At 71.1% G+C, this 17,641-nt stretch carries 18 protein-coding genes; 7 read left to right on the top strand and 11 right to left on the bottom strand.

The features are described from left to right. Positions 1-143: 143 nt before the first annotated feature. The 3 genes from AB0M54_RS20915 to AB0M54_RS20905 all read right to left on the bottom strand — a co-directional run bounded on the left by AB0M54_RS20915 (position 144) and on the right by AB0M54_RS20905 (position 1,108). Positions 144-713 carry a hypothetical protein gene (locus tag AB0M54_RS20915; RefSeq protein ID WP_364325873.1) on the bottom strand — a complete coding sequence of 190 codons (570 nt, stop codon included), beginning with the start codon at positions 711-713 and terminating at the stop codon, positions 144-146. 115 nt (positions 714-828) lie between these two features. Then, the gene (locus tag AB0M54_RS20910) at positions 829-900 is read right to left on the bottom strand and encodes an excalibur calcium-binding domain-containing protein (protein ID WP_364473276.1); all 72 of its coding nucleotides are present in this window, start codon (positions 898-900) and stop codon (positions 829-831) included. A gap of 16 nt (positions 901-916) precedes the next feature. Continuing rightward, positions 917-1,108, bottom strand: a complete 192-nt coding sequence (locus tag AB0M54_RS20905) for a hypothetical protein (protein WP_364473142.1) — start codon at positions 1,106-1,108, stop codon at positions 917-919. A 205-nt stretch (positions 1,109-1,313) separates the two neighbouring features. Between AB0M54_RS20905 and AB0M54_RS20900 the strand changes: the two genes are divergently transcribed. After that, positions 1,314-1,766 (top strand): peptidoglycan-binding protein, encoded by a 453-nt coding sequence (locus tag AB0M54_RS20900; RefSeq protein ID WP_364325879.1) that lies wholly within the window; start codon positions 1,314-1,316, stop codon positions 1,764-1,766. 32 nt (positions 1,767-1,798) lie between these two features. Here the strand turns inward: AB0M54_RS20900 and AB0M54_RS20895 are convergent, their stop codons facing one another. Next, a complete protein-coding gene (locus AB0M54_RS20895) occupies positions 1,799-1,990 on the bottom strand; it encodes a hypothetical protein (protein ID WP_364325881.1) in 192 nt (63 codons plus the stop codon). A gap of 155 nt (positions 1,991-2,145) precedes the next feature. Between AB0M54_RS20895 and AB0M54_RS20890 the strand changes: the two genes are divergently transcribed. The 3 genes from AB0M54_RS20890 (at position 2,146) to AB0M54_RS20880 (ending at position 4,618) form a co-directional block, all read left to right on the top strand. Continuing rightward, positions 2,146-3,075, top strand: coding sequence for an EamA family transporter (locus tag AB0M54_RS20890; RefSeq protein ID WP_364473140.1), 930 nt, complete (start codon positions 2,146-2,148; stop codon positions 3,073-3,075). A gap of 77 nt (positions 3,076-3,152) precedes the next feature. After that, on the top strand, positions 3,153-3,527 hold the full coding sequence (locus AB0M54_RS20885) for a hypothetical protein (RefSeq protein WP_364325887.1): 375 nt from the start codon (positions 3,153-3,155) through the stop codon (positions 3,525-3,527). A gap of 320 nt (positions 3,528-3,847) precedes the next feature. Then, positions 3,848-4,618 carry an alpha/beta hydrolase gene (locus AB0M54_RS20880; protein WP_364325890.1) on the top strand — a complete coding sequence of 257 codons (771 nt, stop codon included), beginning with the start codon at positions 3,848-3,850 and terminating at the stop codon, positions 4,616-4,618. Positions 4,619-4,633: 15 nt separating this feature from the next. Here AB0M54_RS20880 and AB0M54_RS20875 read toward each other — a convergent pair whose 3' ends face one another. The 6 genes from AB0M54_RS20875 to AB0M54_RS20850 form a co-directional block, all read right to left on the bottom strand. Then, entirely contained in the window at positions 4,634-6,898 is a 2,265-nt protein-coding gene (locus AB0M54_RS20875) for an EAL domain-containing protein (protein ID WP_364473138.1), read from the bottom strand. A 55-nt stretch (positions 6,899-6,953) separates the two neighbouring features. Then, positions 6,954-9,026, bottom strand: coding sequence for a beta-galactosidase (locus AB0M54_RS20870; RefSeq protein WP_364325899.1), 2,073 nt, complete (start codon positions 9,024-9,026; stop codon positions 6,954-6,956). Beyond that, a complete protein-coding gene (locus AB0M54_RS20865; protein ID WP_364325902.1) occupies positions 9,023-9,871 on the bottom strand; it encodes a carbohydrate ABC transporter permease in 849 nt (282 codons plus the stop codon). Before AB0M54_RS20865 ends, AB0M54_RS20870 begins: the two co-directional genes overlap by 4 nt. Next, on the bottom strand, positions 9,868-10,731 hold the full coding sequence (locus AB0M54_RS20860; RefSeq protein ID WP_364473136.1) for a sugar ABC transporter permease: 864 nt from the start codon (positions 10,729-10,731) through the stop codon (positions 9,868-9,870). The genes AB0M54_RS20865 and AB0M54_RS20860 overlap by 4 nt, the downstream gene beginning before the upstream one ends. Beyond that, positions 10,728-12,035: an extracellular solute-binding protein gene (locus AB0M54_RS20855; protein WP_364473134.1), complete on the bottom strand. Its 1,308-nt coding sequence runs from the start codon at positions 12,033-12,035 to the stop codon at positions 10,728-10,730. Before AB0M54_RS20855 ends, AB0M54_RS20860 begins: the two co-directional genes overlap by 4 nt. 84 nt (positions 12,036-12,119) lie before the next feature. After that, positions 12,120-13,118 (bottom strand): LacI family DNA-binding transcriptional regulator, encoded by a 999-nt coding sequence (locus AB0M54_RS20850; protein WP_364325911.1) that lies wholly within the window; start codon positions 13,116-13,118, stop codon positions 12,120-12,122. A gap of 248 nt (positions 13,119-13,366) precedes the next feature. On the opposite strand from AB0M54_RS20850, the gene AB0M54_RS20845 reads away from it, so the two are divergent. From AB0M54_RS20845 to AB0M54_RS20835, 3 genes are all read left to right on the top strand, one after another. Next, positions 13,367-14,458: a M48 family metallopeptidase gene (locus tag AB0M54_RS20845; protein WP_364325914.1), complete on the top strand. Its 1,092-nt coding sequence runs from the start codon at positions 13,367-13,369 to the stop codon at positions 14,456-14,458. A gap of 135 nt (positions 14,459-14,593) precedes the next feature. Next, on the top strand, positions 14,594-15,493 hold the full coding sequence (locus tag AB0M54_RS20840) for a GNAT family N-acetyltransferase (RefSeq protein ID WP_364325917.1): 900 nt from the start codon (positions 14,594-14,596) through the stop codon (positions 15,491-15,493). Between the two features lie 72 nt (positions 15,494-15,565). After that, a complete protein-coding gene (locus AB0M54_RS20835) occupies positions 15,566-16,804 on the top strand; it encodes a site-2 protease family protein (protein ID WP_364473274.1) in 1,239 nt (412 codons plus the stop codon). Between the two features lie 178 nt (positions 16,805-16,982). Here AB0M54_RS20835 and AB0M54_RS20830 read toward each other — a convergent pair whose 3' ends face one another. After that, positions 16,983-17,639 (bottom strand): hypothetical protein, encoded by a 657-nt coding sequence (locus AB0M54_RS20830; RefSeq protein ID WP_364325920.1) that lies wholly within the window; start codon positions 17,637-17,639, stop codon positions 16,983-16,985. Between the last annotated feature and the right edge of the window lie 2 nt (positions 17,640-17,641).

Below are 17,641 nucleotides of genomic sequence, written 5' to 3'. Positions count from 1 at the left end.
ACTTCAAGAGCCGGATGTCGTAGCCCGGTGGGTGGTACAGACCGCTGCTCCCGCCGAGGGCAGCGGCCACCCATCTGGCCGCTGCGCGTCCAGAACGATGGGCGCCCCCTGCGACCTGAGTGAGTGGTCGCGCCCGAAGACGCTCAGCAGTCGCGAAGCCGACGGTCGCGCTCGTAGAGGATCCGCGGCGAGGTCTCGGCGGTCCGGGGTGAGAACTCGCCCGCCACGGCCAGGTCGCAGCGGGCGCATCGGTGGAAGTCGTTGATCGCGGCGAAGTACCCGGCCATCGCCTCGGACCAGCCCACCGTGTCGGTGTCGTCGAGGAAGCCGCGGGCGAACCATTCCAGCCGCCACAGCGCCACGTTGAGCCGGCGCCCCGCCTCGACGACGTCCTTTCCGCCGACCAGGCTGACCGTCTCGAACGAGGCGCTACGGGCCATGTTCGCCTCGGCCAGCGGCTCCAGGTTCTCCGAGCGGGGCAAGGGCGGGGCCTGATCGTCGAGCCCGACCCCGGCGGCCAGGCGCTGCGCCAGATCGCGCAGCCGTTTGCAGTCGGCGAGATAGCCGCTGTAGGCCTGCAACTTGCGCTCGCGCCACTCACGGCGCAAGGCCCAGCGCTCCCGGCGACTCTCACCGACAAACGCGAAGATGAACGACAGCGCCCCGCCGACCACCACACCGATCAGGGCGAGAACCGGACCCAGCACACTCACGTCGCCCTCCCGGCACGTCTCGGAGGCGTGAGTCCAGGTTCCCCGACACCGTCGCGCCGGCCACAACAAACGATCTGTAACGTCCGCGACATTCGCGAGCCGCCGGCTCAGGACGTCACTTCTCGCAGGCGACGCCGTCGCCGTCGCGGTCGAGCTTCCGGCTGTAGCCGGGCTGGCCTCTGCGGATCGGGGCCTTGCCGGCGTCACGGACGGCGGTGCAGTTGGCGTAGTAGACGGAGTCGTCCTCGTCCTCGGAGTCGGCGGGCGGCGTCGGCGGCCCGGCTGTCGGGGGCGGACGGCCCGGATCCGTTGATCACGGCGACGATGCCGCCGCACAGGCAGAGGGACAGGGCTGCGGCGGCCAGGCCGATCAGCACCTTTGTCAGCGGGCTCATGTCCAGAAAGGATCGTCCCCGAAGGACTCCAGGGTAAGAACCGTTCGGTTCATGTCTCTGTCCGATCATGCGGCGCGGCGGGACATACATCCCACGGGCGTTACCGAAGCGCAGAGTGTCGGTCACCTGACTGAGAGTTTCCATTCGTGTCGGGTGGGCGACAGGATGACCCCGGATGGACGGTCCCGGAGAAGGAGCGATCAACATGTTGCAGCCCTGGCCGGTGGTGCACCGCGGCGACAAGGCACATCCGGTTCCCACGCTGCAGTACCTGCTGCGCGAGCAGGGCCGGGCCGTTCTGGTGGACGGGGAGTTCGGTCCCCGCACGGACGCGGCGGTGCGCGCCCTGCAACATCAGCGGAATCTGGCCGAGGACGGCGTGGTCGGGCCGGTCACCTGGCGGGCCCTGATCATGACGCGCCGGCGTGGCGACTCCGGCGAGGCGGTCCGGGCGATCCAGGAGGAGTTCCAGTTCCGGAACCTGTCCGGCGACCCGGCGCGGGCGCCGCGGATCGACGGGCTCTTCGGGCCGATCACCGACGGCGCGGTCCGGTCGTTCCAGCACACCCTGCGCGCGGACGAGCCGTCGGTCGTCGTCGACGGCGTGGTCGGCGCGTTCCTGTGGCAGGCCCTGCTCGGTGGGATGCTGTCGTTCTGAACCCGAACAAGGACCAGGCACCCGAACAAGGATCAGACGCAACCAGGACCGGCGGCGACCCCGCGAACGATGCGGTAGTCGGCGATATCCCCGCGCACATAGGGCCTGAGGTCGTCGACCGACCCCGGCGGCGAGCCGTGGACCGACGCGTACGCCACGATGGCCGAGTCGACCGCGCGGCAGGTCGCCTCGTCGGCCACGGTCGACGCACGCTCCGTCAGCACGCCCGGGTTATACGCAACGTAAGCTAACCCAGCCACACTCATAGTAACCGTTGCCGCCATTGCTACCTCTGCCAAACGCACGTCGCGACCTTAGCCGACGTAACCCGGAGTGACCAACCGACAAACCGGACAGGGAGCAACATCACGCTGCGTGTATGAGGATTCGCACACCCGCGCAGCGGGAATGCACGATCATGCCGCTGCTCGGCCCACTGATGATCGTCTACGTGGTCTGGGGCTCGACGTACCTGGCCATGAAGGTCGCCGTCGGGCATCTGCCGCCGCTGACGCTGAACGCCGTCCGGTTCCTCGCCGCGGGCCTGATCCTCTACGCCTGGTGCGCGTGGCGGCGACGCGGGCGGCCCGGCTACCGGAGGCCGACGGCCAGGGAGTGGCGGGCCGGCGCGATCCAGGGCCTGCTCCTCCCGGCCGCGGGCACCGGCGGCGCGACCTGGGCCGAGCAGGAGCTGTCGTCGGGCGTGGCCGCCCTGCTGCTGGCGACCATCCCGCTCTGGATCGTGATCGGCAGCCGGGTCGTGGACAAGGAGCGGATCAGCCTGCCGGTCGGCCTCGGTCTGCTGGCCGGCGTGACCGGGGTGGCCGTGCTGGTCAACCCGTTCGGCGGCGATCCGCCGGACCCGCTCTCGGCGGCGGTCGCGCTGGGTGGCGCGCTCTGCTGGGGGCTCGGCTCGGTGTACGGCCGGCACGCGCCCCGCCCGGAGCAGCCGCTGCTGGCGAGCGCCGTGGAGATGATCTGCGCCGGCGTGCTGCTGACCGTGCTGGGCGGCCTCGGCGGCGAGTTCGGGCGGGTCGAGCTCTCGTCCGACACGACGGTGAGCCTGCTCGCCGTGGCGTACCTGATCGTCTTCGGCAGCCTGATCGCCTACACCGCCTACGAGTGGCTGCTCCAGAATGCCCCACCCCGGATCACCGGCACGTACGCCTTCGTCAACCCGGTGGTGGCCGTCCTGCTCGGCTGGTGGCTGCTGGACGAGGAGGTCGGCCCGCGCACGCTGCTCGCGGGGACGATCATCGCCATAGCGGTGGCATTGATCGTATTACCCCGCAAGCGGGAGAAGCATTGACGAGTGTCGCAAACCGTCCGTACCGTCGATACTCAGTGCAACGGTTCAGTAACGCTCGGATGAAAGAAGAGGATCCCATGCGTCGTGCCGCTGTCGTCATCCCCCTCGTCGTCGCCGCCCTCTGGTTCGCCGCCCCCGCCCAGGCCTTCGCGCACAACGCGGTGCACAGCCCGGCCCTGCACGCCGTCCTCGACGGCCTCACGCTCATCGTCGTGACCGCTCCGGTGTGGACGGCCGTCCTCTGGAGTCCACGAGCCAGCCGCTGGTGGCTGGCCGGCCTGATCGCCGTGGTCCAGATCCCGGTGGCGATCATCGCCTTCGTCCCGATCGACAGTCCGGTCGTCCACCTGGTCCTGTTCGCGATCGCGCTCACCCTCACCGGCGTCTCCCTGCGGATCGCGCGTGCTCAGGAAGTCACCGCCCGGCGTGCGCACGCGCAGGCCGACGACTGACCCGCCGGGGTCACGGTCCAGCTCGACCACGGGGCATCCGCCGACCGGCGGGTGCCCGTCCACCGCGGACCAGCGGCAGTGCTCCTCATCCACGTACCCCCAGGCTCTGAACAGCTCGCGCCCCGCCACCAGATAGCGGCCGACGCTGGCGATCCGATCCCCCTCCGGCCGCCGGTAGAACTCGGCGACCAGGCCGGGAACGTTCTCGCCCTCGAAGGACGCCGTCGCGACACGGTGAGGCTGATATTCCGACAAATCAGGCATGCGCACGGCGCTCATCCTCCCATCAACCTGTCAGGATCTTGTTCCAGAATGCCGGGATGGCGGAGGAGACGATGGTCCCGGCGGGCGGTGTCGACCTGTGCGTGCAGACGTACGGTCACCAGCCCGGACCGCCCGTGCTGCTGATCGCCGGGGCGGCGTCCGCGATGGACTGGTGGGACGACGAGTGGTGCCGCCGGCTCGCCGCCGGGGGCCGCCGGGTGATCCGGTACGACCACCGCGACACCGGCCGCTCGACGTCGTTCCCGCCCGGCGCCCCGCCGTACGCCTGGTCCGACCTGGCCGCCGACGCCCTGGCCCTGCTCGACGCCCTCGACGAGCCGCGCGCCCACCTGGTCGCCTTCGGGCTGGGCACGCTGCTCGCCCATCACCTCGCCGCGACCGAGCCGGAACGCGTCCGGTCGCTGACCTACGTCTCCCCCGCCGCCTTCACCGCGTGGCCGCACACCGAATGGGGTGACCGGCGGGCCGCGGTCGACCGGCTCGTCTCCGAGGTGCAGGAACGCGCGGGCCCGTTCCAGCCCGACGAGCCCCGGCTGCGGCGGCTGGCCCAGCGGGTCTTCGACCGCAGCGTCGACCTGATGTCGAGCCGGGTCAACCACCGCCTGGTGTTCGCCGAGGCGCCCCGGCCGGACGCGCCGGTGACCGCGCCGGTCCTGGTGCTCCAGGGCACCCTCGACCGGTGGTCGCCGCCCCCGCCGGCCGGCGCCCGGGTGGTGGCCCTCGACGGCGTGGGGCACGAATATCCGCCCCGCGCGGTGTGGCCGCAGGTGATCGGCGAGATCTTGCGGCACACCGGACGCTGGTGAGGGTCAGGACACCCCTCAGAGCGCGAGCAGCTCACCCGTGGGGGCAGGCGTTTCCCAGAGCAGGCGCTGGAATTCCCGCGGCGGCACCGGCCGGCTGACCAGATAGCCCTGGATGGCCGGGCAGCCGGCCGCGGCCAGCGCCCGCCAGTCGTCCGGCTCCTCGACTCCCTCGGCCACCACGGTCATGTTCAGCGAGGTGGCCAGGCCGAGCACCGCCACGATGATCGACGACTTGCGCACGTCGCCGGCCAGGCCGGACACGAACGAACGGTCCAGCTTGACCACGTCGGCCGGCACCGACTGGAGCCAGGTGAGCGAGCTGTAGCCGGTGCCGAAATCGTCGAGCGCGATGCGTACGCCCAGCGCCTTGACCGCGTCGAGCCGCTTCTGCAGGTCGTCCGACAGCGACAGCACCGCGGTCTCGGTGATCTCCAGGACCAGTCGCGACGGGTCGTCCAGGCCGTGCTCGGCGAGGAGCCGGGCCACCATGGGCACGAAGCCGGGCTCGGACAGCTGCCGCGGGCTCACGTTGACCGACACGTACCCGAGCTCGAGCCGCCAGTTCATCAGCCACCTCAGCGCCGTGGCCATGACGTGCTCGCCCAGCGGGACGACCAGCCCGGTCTCCTCCGCGGCCGGGATGAAGTGGCCCGGTCCCAGGATCTTCCCGTCGGGGGTACGCATGCGGACCAGCGCCTCGGCCCCGAGGATGCGCCCACCGGCCGAGGACGCGATCGGCTGGAACCACACCGGCAGCGTCTCGTCCAGCGGGCCGTCGAGGGCCCGCCGCAGGTCGGCCTCGGAGGTGATCCGCTGCTTCACGGCCACCCGCATCTGCTCGTTGAAGACGGCCAGCCGGTTGCCGCCGGCCTTCTTCGCGGCGTACATCGCGGTGTCGGCGGCCAACAGCGCGTGCTCGGCCAGGTCGGGCCGGTCGGCGCCGGCCACGCCCACGCTGACCGCGATGCGGCTCATGTTGCCGGCCACCGGCAGCGGCATCCCGAAGGCGTCGACCACCGAGCGCGCGACCTCGGCCGCGATCTCCATCGGCCCGGGCACGCCGACCACGAACTCGTCGCCGCCGAGCCGGCCGATCAGCGAGCCGGCCGGCGCGATCACGCCGAGCCGGTCGGCGACGCCGCGCAGCACGTCGTCGCCGGCCGCGTGCCCGGCGCCGTCGTTGATCGCCTTGAAGCGGTCCACGTCCAGGTAGATGACGCCGACCGGGCCGCCCGAGCGCCCGAGCAGCGCGACCAGGTCGTCCTCGAAGCCCCGGCGGGACAGCAGCCCGGTCAGCGAGTCGACGCGAACCTGCCGCTGGAGTTCGGCGCGGTGCTCCATCGGGCCGGTGACGTCCAGGCAGTGCAGGAAGATCAGGCGCAGCCGGCCGTCGGCGTCGCGCAGGCCGTTGCTGTGGATCTCCACCCAGATCCGGGAGCCGTCGTCCGTGCGGCGGTAGGCCCGGGTGAGGGTGACCGCGTCACCGGTGGCGAGTTCCTCGCCGAAGATGTTCTCCTCGCCCGGCTCGGCCGTGATCGGCAGGTCCTCGATCCGGAAGTCGGCCGGCAGCGGCCGCGACAGGCGCATCCAGGCGAAGTACGCGTCGTTGGCGCGCAACAGGCGGCCGTCCGGCGACCACATGACCATCGGGACCGGGGTCTCGTCGAAGGCCAGGGTCATCTGGGCCTGGCTCTCGTCCAGGTTCACCTGGGCCCGCTTCTCCTCGATCTCGGTGAGCCGCCACGAGATGACCTGGAAGGTGGCCGCGGCGAGCACCGCCAGGCCGTGCAGCAGCGCCCACTTCAGCGGGTGGGCCTGGGCCGAATGGTGGCCGTAGGTGCGGTCGCTGAGGAGCGCGCCGAGCACCGAGTGGTGCAGCACGGTGCCGGCCAGGAAGGCGCCGAAGGGCGCCCAGTCGCGGTAGAGGGCGAGCGCCGCCACCACCACGAAGTAGGCGAAGTGGGCCTCGGTGAGACCGTGCGAGACCGCCACGAAGCCGCCGCACAGGGCGACGAAGCCGAGCGCGACCAGGACCGACGCCAGCCGCCGGCCGGGCATCACCGAGGCTGCGATGACGCAGGGCAGGACGAGCACGACGCTGAGGAACCAGGCCGCGTCGAGGCCACCGTTCTGCAGCGCACCGACCATGGTGAGCAGCGGGATGCCCCCGGCGAGCAACAGGGTGAGCAGCCGGTGCCGGCGCTTCCGGTCCTCGTCGCGCAGGCCTCCGCCGGCGGGCAGCCGGGCGGCCAGCCCGGTCCACGCACGAGTCACGACCACCGCCGCCCCCTTCCGACGCTTGATCTATCGGCCGGGGGCGGGCGGGCATGAGGATTCAGCGTTCCACCAGAACCCGCACGTCCCAGGGGCCGAGGTCGAGGTCGCCGTCGACGTCCCGGCCGGTCAGGACGTCGGTGACGGGAACGGGCGGCCGGTACGCGACGGGATCCCACGACCAGTTGTGCACGAACCGGACGCGGCGGCCGTCCCGGGCGGTGGCGCCGGAGACCGTCACGCTCGCCGGCGCGTCCCGCCAGCCCTGCTCGCCGGCGGGCACCAGCCATCGGAACAGCGCCGCGGCCAGCGCCGGGCCGGGCACCGTGCCGACCACGGTGATCCGCCCGCGGCCGTGCGCCCGGGTGGTGATCGCCGGCCAGCGGCCGAAGTGCGGGTGCTCGTACCGGGCCAGCACCTCGGCGCCGTCCACCTCCAGCCCGTCGGCCCAGCGGGTGGCCGTCGCGCCGGGCGGCAGGTCCAGGCCGCCGCCGGTCGCCACGACCGGCACCGGCTCGCTGAGGTTGCTGAACTCGTCGTAGCGGACCCCGGCCGGTCCCCCGACGACCGCCGGCGCCGATTCGGCCCGCGCCCGCGCCTCCTCGTCGGCGTAGCCGGTGCGCGGCCCGAGGACCAGGTGGCCGCCGGCGTCGGCGTAGGCCAGCAGCCAGGCCAGCGCGATGTCGTCGGCGATGTAGAGCCCGCTCGCCACCAGCACCGGGTAGCGCCGGGCGGCGTCACCCGGCCCGTCCAGGTGCCCGGAGTGCAGGATGCGCACCGGGACCCCGGCGTCGAACGCGCCGCGGTAGAACGGGTCGAACAGGCCGTGGTACGCGCGTTCGTCCGGTTCGTCGCCGCCCCGGGCCAGCGGCGGGAAGCGCTGCATCAGCCACTTGCTGTCGGACGACCAGATCATCGCCACGTCGGCGTCCGGGGTCAGCCCGGTCACCAGCTCACCGGCGGTCGCCAGCTCACCGCCCAGCCGGGCCAGCTCCCGGTACGTGCGGCCGGGGCGCCCGGAGTGCGGCAGCACGCCGCCCCAGTACGTCTCGGCGCCGAAGTGCAGCGTGTGCCAGTGCCAGTACTCGATCATCGTGGCGCCCCGGGAGATCAGCGCCCACGCCGCCTGGCGCCATTGCCCGTCGTACGCCGGCCGGTTGTTCCAGGGGAAGCCGATCGACTGCGCGTTGGTCTCGGTGACCAGGTACGGCGCCTGTTTGGACGAGTACATCCGGTCGCCCGACAGGTACAGCGCCCAGGTGCCGGAGCTGGTCCAGTACTGCGGCTGGTCGTCGTCGCCCGGGTGGGCCAGCCCGTCCTGCATGGCGTAGTACGGGTTGCCCGCGGCGACGTCCAGGGCCAGGTTGACCTCGGCGTCGTCGACGGCCGGGCGCTCGTACGAGACGCAGGTGGTGACGAACTGCTCGGGGCGGGCGTACTCCCGGACGATCCCGGCCTGCCACGCGATGAACTCGGTGGTCTGCTCGGCCTGGAACCGCCGCCAGGCCAGGTGGTACTGCGGCTGGACGTTGCCGTCCGGCGTCCACAGGTCGGCCCAGGTGGCCAGGCGGTGCGACCAGTAGACCAGGCCCCAGGCGCGGTTCAGCGACTCGACGTCGCCGTACCGGTGCCTCAGCTGGTCGGTGAAGCGCTGGAAGACGCCGTGGTTGTGCAGCAGCTCGTTGCCCGGCTCGTTGTCGACCTGGAAGCCGATCACGGCCGGGTGACCGGCGTACCTCCGCATGATCTTGCGGATCACCCGGTCGGCGTGGAAGCGGAAGGCCGGGTGGGTGAAGTCGACCTCCTGCCGGGCGCCCCACGGGATCCGTTCCCCGGTGGCCCGCTCCCCCGCGATCTCCGGGTACAGGCGGGCCAGCCAGGGCGGCACGGCGTAGGTCGGGGTGCCGAGGATGACCGCGATCCCCCGCTCGTGGGCGCCGTCCAGGACCGGTTGCAGCCAGTCCAGGTCGAACCGGCCGTTCTCCGGCTCCCAGGTCGACCACACCGACTCGCCGACCCGGATCACGGTGAAACCGGCCTCGGCCATCATGTCCAGGTCGGTCTTCAGGCGGTCGTACGGCTGATATTCGTGGTAGTAGGCGGCGCCGAACAGCACCCGATGGGGCAAGGTCATCCTTTGACTCCTCCGGCCGAGAGGCCCGACTGCCAATAGCGCTGGAGCAGCAGGAACGCGGCGATCAGGGGCACGATCGAGAGCATCGAACCGGTCACCACCAAGGCGACCAGCTCACCGGTGGAACCTCCGCCGCCCGCGGTCTGCGACGACCAGGCGGCCAGGCCCACGGTGATCGGATAGAGGTCGGGGTCGCTCAGCATGATCAGCGGCAGGAAGTAGTTGTTCCAGGTCGCGACCAGCGTGAAGAGCAGCACGGTGACGATCCCCGGTGCCAGCGAACGCAGCACGATCTTGAAGAAGATGCCGAACTCGGAGGCGCCGTCGATCCGGCCCGCCTCGATCATGCTGTCGTCGATGGCGTCCTGGGCGTAGACCCTCATCAGGTAAAGCCCGAACGGGCTGACCAGCGACGGCAGGATGATCGCCCAGGGCGTGTTGACCAGGTCGAACTTGCTGAACAGCAGGTAGGTCGGAATGGCCAGCGCGGTGGTCGGCACCATCACGGCGGCCAGCACGACCCCGAACAGCGTGTTGTTGCCACGGAACCGGTACTTCGCGAAGCCGTACCCGCCGAGCGCGCAGAGGAACGCCGCGCCGCCGGCGCTGACCACCGAGTAGAACAGCGTGTTGAGCAGCCATCGGCCGTAGACGCCGTCGCCGTAGGTGAAGACGCCGCCGATGTTCTGGAACAGGTGGAAGCTGCCCGAGAACCACAGGCCGAAGCTGCTGAACAGGTCGCCGGTGGACTTGGTCGAGGCGACCAGGAGCCAGAACAGCGGCAGCAGGAAGTAGACCAGCAGCGCCAGCATGCCGATGGTCAGCAGGTTGCTGCGTCTCGTCATGCCGACCTCCGGCGGGTGGCCAGCAGGACCAGGGACGACGCGATGACGATGACCAGGCCCAGGAGGAACGAGACCGCGGCCGCGTAGTTCACCTCCTGGCCGGTGAAGGCCAGCGTGTACGCGTACAGGTTGGGGGTGTACGCGCTGTCGATCACGTTCGGGGCCAGTCGCTGGAGCAGGTTCGGCTCGGCGAAGAGCTGGAAGCTGCCGATCACCGAGAAGATCAGGCAGAGCAGCAGGGCCGGGCGGAGCGCCGGGATCTTGATGCTCCAGGCGATCCGCCACGCGCCGGCCCCGTCCACCGCCGCCGCCTCGTAGAGATCGGGTGGGATGCCGCGCAGGGCGGCGTACAGAATGATCATGTTGTAGCCCACGAACTCCCAGGTCACGATGTTGGCCATCGAGCCGAGCATGTGGGCGTCGGTGAGGAACCCGGGCGGCGGCAGGCCGAGCCCGTCGGCCAGCTGCGCGAAGGGTCCGAAGTCCGGGCCGTAGAGGTAGCCCCACATCAGCGTGGCGACCACCGCGGGCACGGCGTACGGGACGAAGACCCCGAGCCGGAACACCTTCGCGAAGCGCAGCAGTCCACTGTCGATGGCCAGCGCGGCGACCAGCGACAGCAGCAACATGATCGGCACCTGGAACAAGAAGAACCGGACCACCCGGAGCACACCGCCGACCAGCCGGTCGTCGGTGAGCGCCCGGGTGTAGTTGTCCAGCCCGGCGAAGACCGTGCCCCCGATGAGCTGTTCGCGGAACAGGCTCAGGTACGCCGCGTAGAGCAACGGGAGCACGAGCATCGCCAGGAAGACGACCATGAACGGCAGCACGAACAGGTAGCCGGCGTTCGCTCGTCTCATTGGACTTTGAAGCCCTGGTTCTTGGCGTAGTCGGTCACCCGGGTCTGCCACTGGTCGAGCGCGGCGCCGGTGTCACTCTTGTCGGCGAACGACTTGCCGACCGTCTCGTCCCAGTCGTTGCCCACCTGGTCCAGGAAGGGCGGCCACTGGAACTGGGTGTCCACGGTGCCGCTGATGTCGCTGAACACCTGGTTGACGGTCTGACCGCCGTAGAACTCCGGCTTCTGCCCGGTGAACTCCGGGTCGGCCAGCAGCGCCTTGGTGGCCGGGAAGAGGAACTGCTCGGTGGCGAACCGCTTGGTGACCGCCGGGTCGGTGTTGATGTACTCGGCGAACTTGGCCGCCGCGATCGGGTTCTTGGTGCCGGTCACCACCGCGCTCGTCGAGCCACCCCAGTTGCCGGAGGCCGGCTTGCCCGCGTCCCACTGCGGCAGCGGCGCGGCCCGCCACTTGCCGGTGGTCGACTTGGCGCTGCCGCTCAGGAACGTCGGTCCCCAGGCGGCGGCGATCCAGGCGGCGTACTTGCCGCGGTTCAGCGCCTGGTACCACGGGTCGGTGAAGTCGGGGTCGGTGGAGACGACGCCCTCCTTGATCAGGCCACCCCAGTAGGCGCCGAGCTTCTTGGACGGCTCGTCGTTGAGCTTCACCCCGACCGAGTCCGGACCGGTGTTGGCGAACGGCTTGACGCCGGCCTGCCAGAGCAGACCCATCCAGACGCCGTTCTGGTTCGGCGCCAGGTTGGTGAGGTAGACGTTCGGGTCGGCGGCGTGCAGCTTGCGCGAGGCCGCGGCGAACTCGTCCCAGGTCTTCGGCACCTCGATGCCGTACTTGTCGAAGAGGTCCTGCCGGTAGAGCAGACCCATCGGCCCGGTGTCCTGCGGGTACGCCCACACCTCACCGTTCGCGCCGGAGACCTGCGACCAGGTCCAGTCGACGAACTTGTCCTTCAGCGCCTCGGCGCCGTACGGCCGCAGGTCGACCAGGCTCTTGGTGAGCGAGAAGGTCGGGATGTACTGGAACTCGATCTGCGCGACGTCCGGCGCGCCGGTGCCGGCCTTCAACGCGGTACGCAGCTTGGTGTACTGCGGCTCGCCCTGACCGGCGTTGACCAGCTTCACCTTGATCGCCGGGTACTTCGCGGTGAACATGTCCACCTCCTTCTGGATGTTGGGCACCCAGGACCAGAAGGTGAGCTCGGTCGGCGTCTGCATGGCCTTGTCGATGTCGGCCTGACCGGCCGGCGCCGCGGCCTTGCCACCACCCGCGTCGTCGTCACCGCCACTGCACGCCGACAGGGTCAGCACAACGGCAAGGACGGCAGCGATCGTTTTGAATCGTTTTATATCGCGCATCGGAGGGGCTCCTCTTCGCTTCTGCTTGTGCTTTTCTCAGCGGGGACGAGCGGTGGAGCGGCGCACCACCAGGTGCAGCGGCTCCGGGGGGCCCGGCGTGGCGCTGCCGGGCGCCTCGATCTGCCGTAACAGGCGATCGAGGCCGTGGCGGACCATCGTGACGAAGTCCTGCCGGACGGTGGTGAGGGGCGGCGACTGGTACGCCGCGCTCGGTATGTCGTCCACCCCGACGACGCTGACATCGCCGGGCACGTCCCGACCGGCCTCCCGCATCGCGGCGAGCAGGCCGATCGCCATGTCGTCGTTGGCCACGAACACGGCCGTGACGCCGGGGTCTTCCGCCAGCCGCAGCCCGGCCGCGTAGCCGGACTTCGGTGACCAGTCGCCTTCGATCCATTCCGGCGGCTTCTTCTGGAGCGCCTGCTGCCAGCCCGCGAGCCGGTCCCGCGCCGCCCACCAGCGCTGCGGCCCGGCCACGTGATGCACCGTCTCGTGGCCCAGGTCGAGCAGGTGGCGGGTGGCGACCCGGCCGGCCTCCGCGCCGTCCGCGCCGCTGAACACCACACCCGGGCCGGTCAGCCCCGGAAAGTTGCCCAGGCTGAGCACCGGCAGGTCGGCGTCCACCCGCACGCTCTCGCCCTCGTCGATCGGTTCGGACAGGACGATGCCGTCGACCCCCTCGCCGAGCAGCGACTCGATCGCGCCGGCCACGCCGGCCGGATCACCCTCGAAGGTGGTGACGACGCTCAGCGAATAGCCGGTGCTGCGGGCCCCGCGCTCGAGCTCGATCAGGGTGGACGCGGGACCGTAGAGCGGGCTGCCGAGCGACACCACGCCGATCCGCCGGGTGCGGCCCGAGGTCAGCGTGCGGGCCGCGTTGTTGCGCCGGTAGCCCAGCTCCTGCGCGGCCTGCAGGACCCGGAGGCGGACCTCTTCCTTGACGTACGGCTCGCCGTTCATCACCCGGGACACCGTCTTCTGCGAGACGCCGGCGCGGCTGGCCACATCGGTTCCCGCCGGACGGCGCTTCGTCATGATCGCCCCCTCGTGACGCCCGTCTCTGACTTCGTAGTCAGATCCTGTCTCCACGGTGTTACGAATGTCAACGGCTGATTTCCGATCGGCCCCCCTGCTCTGAGCGCGTATAGGCACCACTTGCCTTCCGGGTCGGCCGAAAGTCGCAGGGCGTGAACCCGAAAAGTCCGGCTCCGAGCCGATGTGCCCACCGCCCCCGATGGCCGAGGCTCGGCCACACTCATGCACGCCCTTTCGGAGGGACCTAGATGACCATCGATGACGACAACCGGCCGGCCCGGCCGCGGGTGACCCTGACCGGGATCAGCTCACGCGCCTGGGAGCACCCGGCCGATCGCGGGGCGCTGACCGCCCTGCGCGAGCTGCGCGGCTTCGACGACGTGGTGAAGGCGTTCTTCGGCATGTGGAACGAACGGGCGTTCCGCCTGTCGTACCTGGCCAACGCGATCCGCGTGGACCACCGGCAGTACCCGCGGGTGTACCGGGTCTTCACCGAGGCGGCGACCACCCTGGACGTCGCCGAGCTGCCCGAGCTGTACGTCGGGCAGAACCCGATGATCAGCGGCGAGGCGATCGGCATGGACAAGCCGTTCATCGTGATCAGCACGGCCGCGGTGGAGAAGCTGGACGACGACGAGCTCCGGGCCATGCTCGGGCACGAGATCGGCCACGTCCGCTCCGGCCACGCCGTCTACAAGACGATCCTGATGATCCTGACCAAGTGGGCGGCCAACGTCAGCTGGCTCCCGATCGGGGCGATCGCGCTGCGGGCCATCATCGCCGCCATGTACGAGTGGTGGCGCAAGGCCGAGCTCTCCGCCGACCGGGCCGGCCTGCTCGCCGGCCAGGACCCGGCCGCCTCCACCCGGGTGCTGATGAAGCTGGCCGGTGGCGGCGACCTGTCCCAGATCGACACCACCGCCTTCCTCGAGCAGGCGAACGACTACCGCGGCGGCGGCGACCTCCGGGACAGCGTCCTCAAGATCGGCATGACGCTGTACGCCAGCCACCCCGTCCCGGTGTCCCGGGCCGGCGAACTGGCCCGCTGGGTCGAGTCCGGCGAGTACGCGGCCATCATCGGCGGCGACTACCCGCGCCGCGACGGCGACGGCAACGCCTCGATCACCGGCGACGTCCGCGCCGCCGCGTCCCACTACCGCGAGGCGTTCAACACCTCCCCCGACCCGCTGGTGCACCTGGCCCGCCGGGTCAGCGGCGGCGCCGCCGAGTTCGGCGAGTGGGCCGGCAGCCAGGCCGGCCGGGCCCGCAACTGGGCCAGCACGGCCGCCGACGCCGCCTCCCGGGCCGCCCGCGGCACCCAGGATCCCGGCCCGTCGTAATCGAGTTCCGGCCACCCGCTCGCTCTGGTAGAACGGGTGGCCGGACCTAACAAAGAAAGGAGGACAGAGCCATGTACGCAGCACTTGCAGCGCTCACGTCCTCCGGGACGGGGCGCCCTCCGAACGGAGAACGCCTTGACTCTCATCCTGCGCCCGATCACCGGGCCCGATGAGCTAGACCTGTTCAACCGCCTGCCCTACGTCCTCAACGACCAGATCGCGACCGACCTCGACGCCGGCCGCCGCAAGCCCTCATGGCTGTGGCTCGCCCTGCGCGACGACCGCGTCGTGGCCCGGGCCGGCTGGTGGTCCCGCCCCGGCGACGACCACCCGCTCCTGATGGACATCTTCGACCTGGCCGGCGACCCGGCCGACGCCGTGCGCCTGCTCGACGCCGCCCTGCCCGCGGTCACGCCGGCCGGGGCGACCCATCCCGAATACCTGCGCTTCGTCCCGCCGGACTGGCGTACCCACCCGCACGCCTGGCTGGGCGTGCTGGAGAGCACCGGCGCGAAGCTGTTCGTCGAACGCCTGCGGCTGGAATGGCGCCCCGGCACACCCCCGCCCGCGCCGACCGGCCGGCTCACCTTCCGCGAGCCGCGCGACCCCGACGAACTGATCGAGCTGATGACGCTCGTGGTCGACGGCTCGCTCGACGCGCACAGCCGGCACGAACTGACCCGGATGACCGCCGCCGAGTCGGCCCGGCAGCAGTACCACGAGGAACTGGAGCGCTACGCCAGCCCGCATTCGTGGTGGCGGGTCGGCACCACGCCGGACGGCGAGCCGGTCGGCTTCGTCATCCCCGCCCACAACGGGTACAACCATGTCATCGCCTACATCGGCGTCGTACCGGCCCACCGCGGCCACGGCTACGTCAACGACCTCCTGGCCGCCGGCACCAGCCTGCTCGCGGCCGAGAACGCGCCCCGCATCCGGGCCGCGACCGACGTCGCCAACACCCCGATGGCGGCCGCCTTCGCCCGAGCCGGCTACCGCACCGTCGAGCACCAGATCGACCTGAACTGGCACTGACCCCTTCGCTGGTCCGCCGCCTCCCGCCTGTACCGGGGAGGCGGCGGGCATCCGCTACCCTTCGGCGCTGTGATGATGCGGGTGTTGTTCACGGCGGCCTTCGCGCTGGCCATCCTGGTCTCGGTCAGCCTGCACGAGGCGGGACACCTGCTCAGCGCGAAGCGCTTCGGGATGCGGGTCACCCAATACTTCGTGGGGTACGGGCCGACGATCTTCTCCTGGCGCCGCGGCGGAACCGAGTACGGCCTCAAGGCCATCCCGCTCGGCGGCTTCTGCAAGATCGTCGGGATGACCCCGCACGACGACGACGTCGACCCGGCCGACCAGCACCGGGCCATGTGGCGGTTCCCGGTGTGGAAGCGCACCGTGGTCATGGTCTCCGGTGTGATGGTGCAGTTCGCGCTGGCCATCGTCACGCTCTGGTTCGCCGCCGCGTACGTCGGTGTGCCCAACCTCGACTATCCACAGAGCGAGGCCGACCTGGCCGCCCAGCCGGCCGCGATCACGATCGGCGACTGTGTCACGCCGGACGCCGCCCGGGCCTGCACCCCCGCCGACCCGGTGGCGCCGGCCAGGACGGCCGGGCTGCGCACCGGTGACGTGCTCACCGCCGTCAACGGGGTGCCGATCGCCACCTACGCCGACATGCTGCGGGTCGTCCGGCAGACCAGACCCGGCCCGGCCGAGGTGGCCTACACCCGGGACGGGCAGCCCGCCGTGGTGCGGGCCGACCTGAGCGCGGTCCAACGCCCGCCGGTGGACAACCCGGCCGGCCCGGTCGCCACGGTGGCCGCCCTGGGCGTCGGCCTGCACATCTCCGCCCCGCGCGAGGTGACCTACGGCCCGGCCGGCGCGGTCGGGGCGACCGTGACCTACTCCGGCTGGATGGTCGGCCAGACCTACGAGTCGGCCAAACGCATCCCGTCGAAGGTCCCCGCGCTCTGGCGCTCGATCACCGGCGCCGAACGTGACCCGAACACCCCGATCAGCGTGGTCGGGGTCAGCCTGATCGGCGGGGAGGCGGCCTCGCTCGGCCTCTGGTCGACGGTGTTGATGATCTTCATCGGGCTGAACGTGTTCATGGGCTTCTTCAACCTGCTGCCGCTGCTGCCGCTCGACGGCGGGCACATCGCCATCGCCTGGTTCGAGCGGGCCCGCTCCTGGGCCGCCGCGCGGCTGGGCCGCCCCGACCCGGGCCGCGTCGACTTCTTCAAGCTGATGCCGCTGACCTACGTGGTCATCCTCATCGGCGGCGCCTTCACGCTGCTCACCCTGACCGCCGACATCGTCAACCCGATCACCATCCGGTAGCGCCCGCCCCTTGCCGCCAGCGCCCGCCCTCGGCGGCCAGGCGCCCACGCTGCCCACTCGCCCTCGCTGCCGCCACGCACCCCGCAGTGGTAGGCCCTGACGGTCTCCGGGCGGCCGATGCCGTGCCGGCCTACCACTGCTCGAAGCAGGGGCAGAACCTGACGGTATTCGGGGCTCTCTAGCCGTTCTTGCGGCTCAGGCCGGGGATCAGGGTGATGCCCGCGATCATCGAGCCGGTCACCGCCGTCGAGTAGGCGACGAACAGGGCCAGCCCCTCGCTGTTGGCCGAGGCCAGGACGACCAGCGACAGCACGAAGCCGGTCATCAGCGAGCCCATCACCAGGGTCCAGGCGGCCAGTTTCTGGGCCGATGTCCAGCGCGGGGACATCGAGGCGAGGACCATGCCGGCGATGGGGGCCACCACCGGCAGGACGAAGCCGCCGCCCATCAGGAGGCCGATCGCGGCGCCGTCGGCGGCGGTGCGGTCGGGGACGGGAGCGACGGGGGGCTCCGGGCGGCGGTACGGGAGTGGCGGCGGGGCCAGGGGCAGGCGCAGGTGGGCGGGCATGCGGCCGCGGCGTACGGCGCCGACCAGGGCTTCCGGTGGACCGAGCCGGCCGACGATCTGGGCGGGGTCGGCGAGCGGGTCGGACACCGACGTACGCCGCATCGCGATGTAGTCGGCGACCGTGGTCATCAGCTCGTCCCGCAGGCCGGGCGCCAGGTCCTCGCTCTCCGCCCAGAGCGCGGCGAGGTAGTCCAGGACGATCACGTCGGTGTGCGCCAGCGGCGCCGTGGAGTCGAGCTGCTCTGCCTGGTGAGGTGCGGAGGTCATGG

This window comes from Actinoplanes sp. NPDC051470 (assembly GCF_040682035.1).
Taxonomy (GTDB): domain Bacteria; phylum Actinomycetota; class Actinomycetes; order Mycobacteriales; family Micromonosporaceae; genus Actinoplanes.
Note: the sequence above shows the minus strand (reverse complement) of the source record. Positions and strands in the feature narration are given on the sequence as shown.

Bases quoted from the DNA above. Each gene is read 5' to 3' on its own strand.
- AB0M54_RS20845 (WP_364325914.1), top strand. From the start codon at position 13,367: ATGACCATCGATGACGACAACCGGCCGGCCCGGCCGCGGGTGACCCTG.
- AB0M54_RS20880 (WP_364325890.1), top strand. From the start codon at position 3,848: ATGGCGGAGGAGACGATGGTCCCGGCGGGCGGTGTCGACCTGTGCGTG.
- AB0M54_RS20830 (WP_364325920.1), bottom strand. From the start codon at position 17,639: ATGACCTCCGCACCTCACCAGGCAGAGCAGCTCGACTCCACGGCGCCG.
- AB0M54_RS20900 (WP_364325879.1), top strand. From the start codon at position 1,314: ATGTTGCAGCCCTGGCCGGTGGTGCACCGCGGCGACAAGGCACATCCG.
- AB0M54_RS20865 (WP_364325902.1), bottom strand. From the start codon at position 9,871: ATGACGAGACGCAGCAACCTGCTGACCATCGGCATGCTGGCGCTGCTG.
- AB0M54_RS20850 (WP_364325911.1), bottom strand. From the start codon at position 13,118: ATGACGAAGCGCCGTCCGGCGGGAACCGATGTGGCCAGCCGCGCCGGC.
- AB0M54_RS20835 (WP_364473274.1), top strand. From the start codon at position 15,566: ATGATGCGGGTGTTGTTCACGGCGGCCTTCGCGCTGGCCATCCTGGTC.
- AB0M54_RS20870 (WP_364325899.1), bottom strand. From the start codon at position 9,026: ATGACCTTGCCCCATCGGGTGCTGTTCGGCGCCGCCTACTACCACGAA.
- AB0M54_RS20885 (WP_364325887.1), top strand. From the start codon at position 3,153: ATGCGTCGTGCCGCTGTCGTCATCCCCCTCGTCGTCGCCGCCCTCTGG.
- AB0M54_RS20905 (WP_364473142.1), bottom strand. From the start codon at position 1,108: ATGAGCCCGCTGACAAAGGTGCTGATCGGCCTGGCCGCCGCAGCCCTG.
- AB0M54_RS20890 (WP_364473140.1), top strand. From the start codon at position 2,146: ATGAGGATTCGCACACCCGCGCAGCGGGAATGCACGATCATGCCGCTG.
- AB0M54_RS20860 (WP_364473136.1), bottom strand. From the start codon at position 10,731: ATGAGACGAGCGAACGCCGGCTACCTGTTCGTGCTGCCGTTCATGGTC.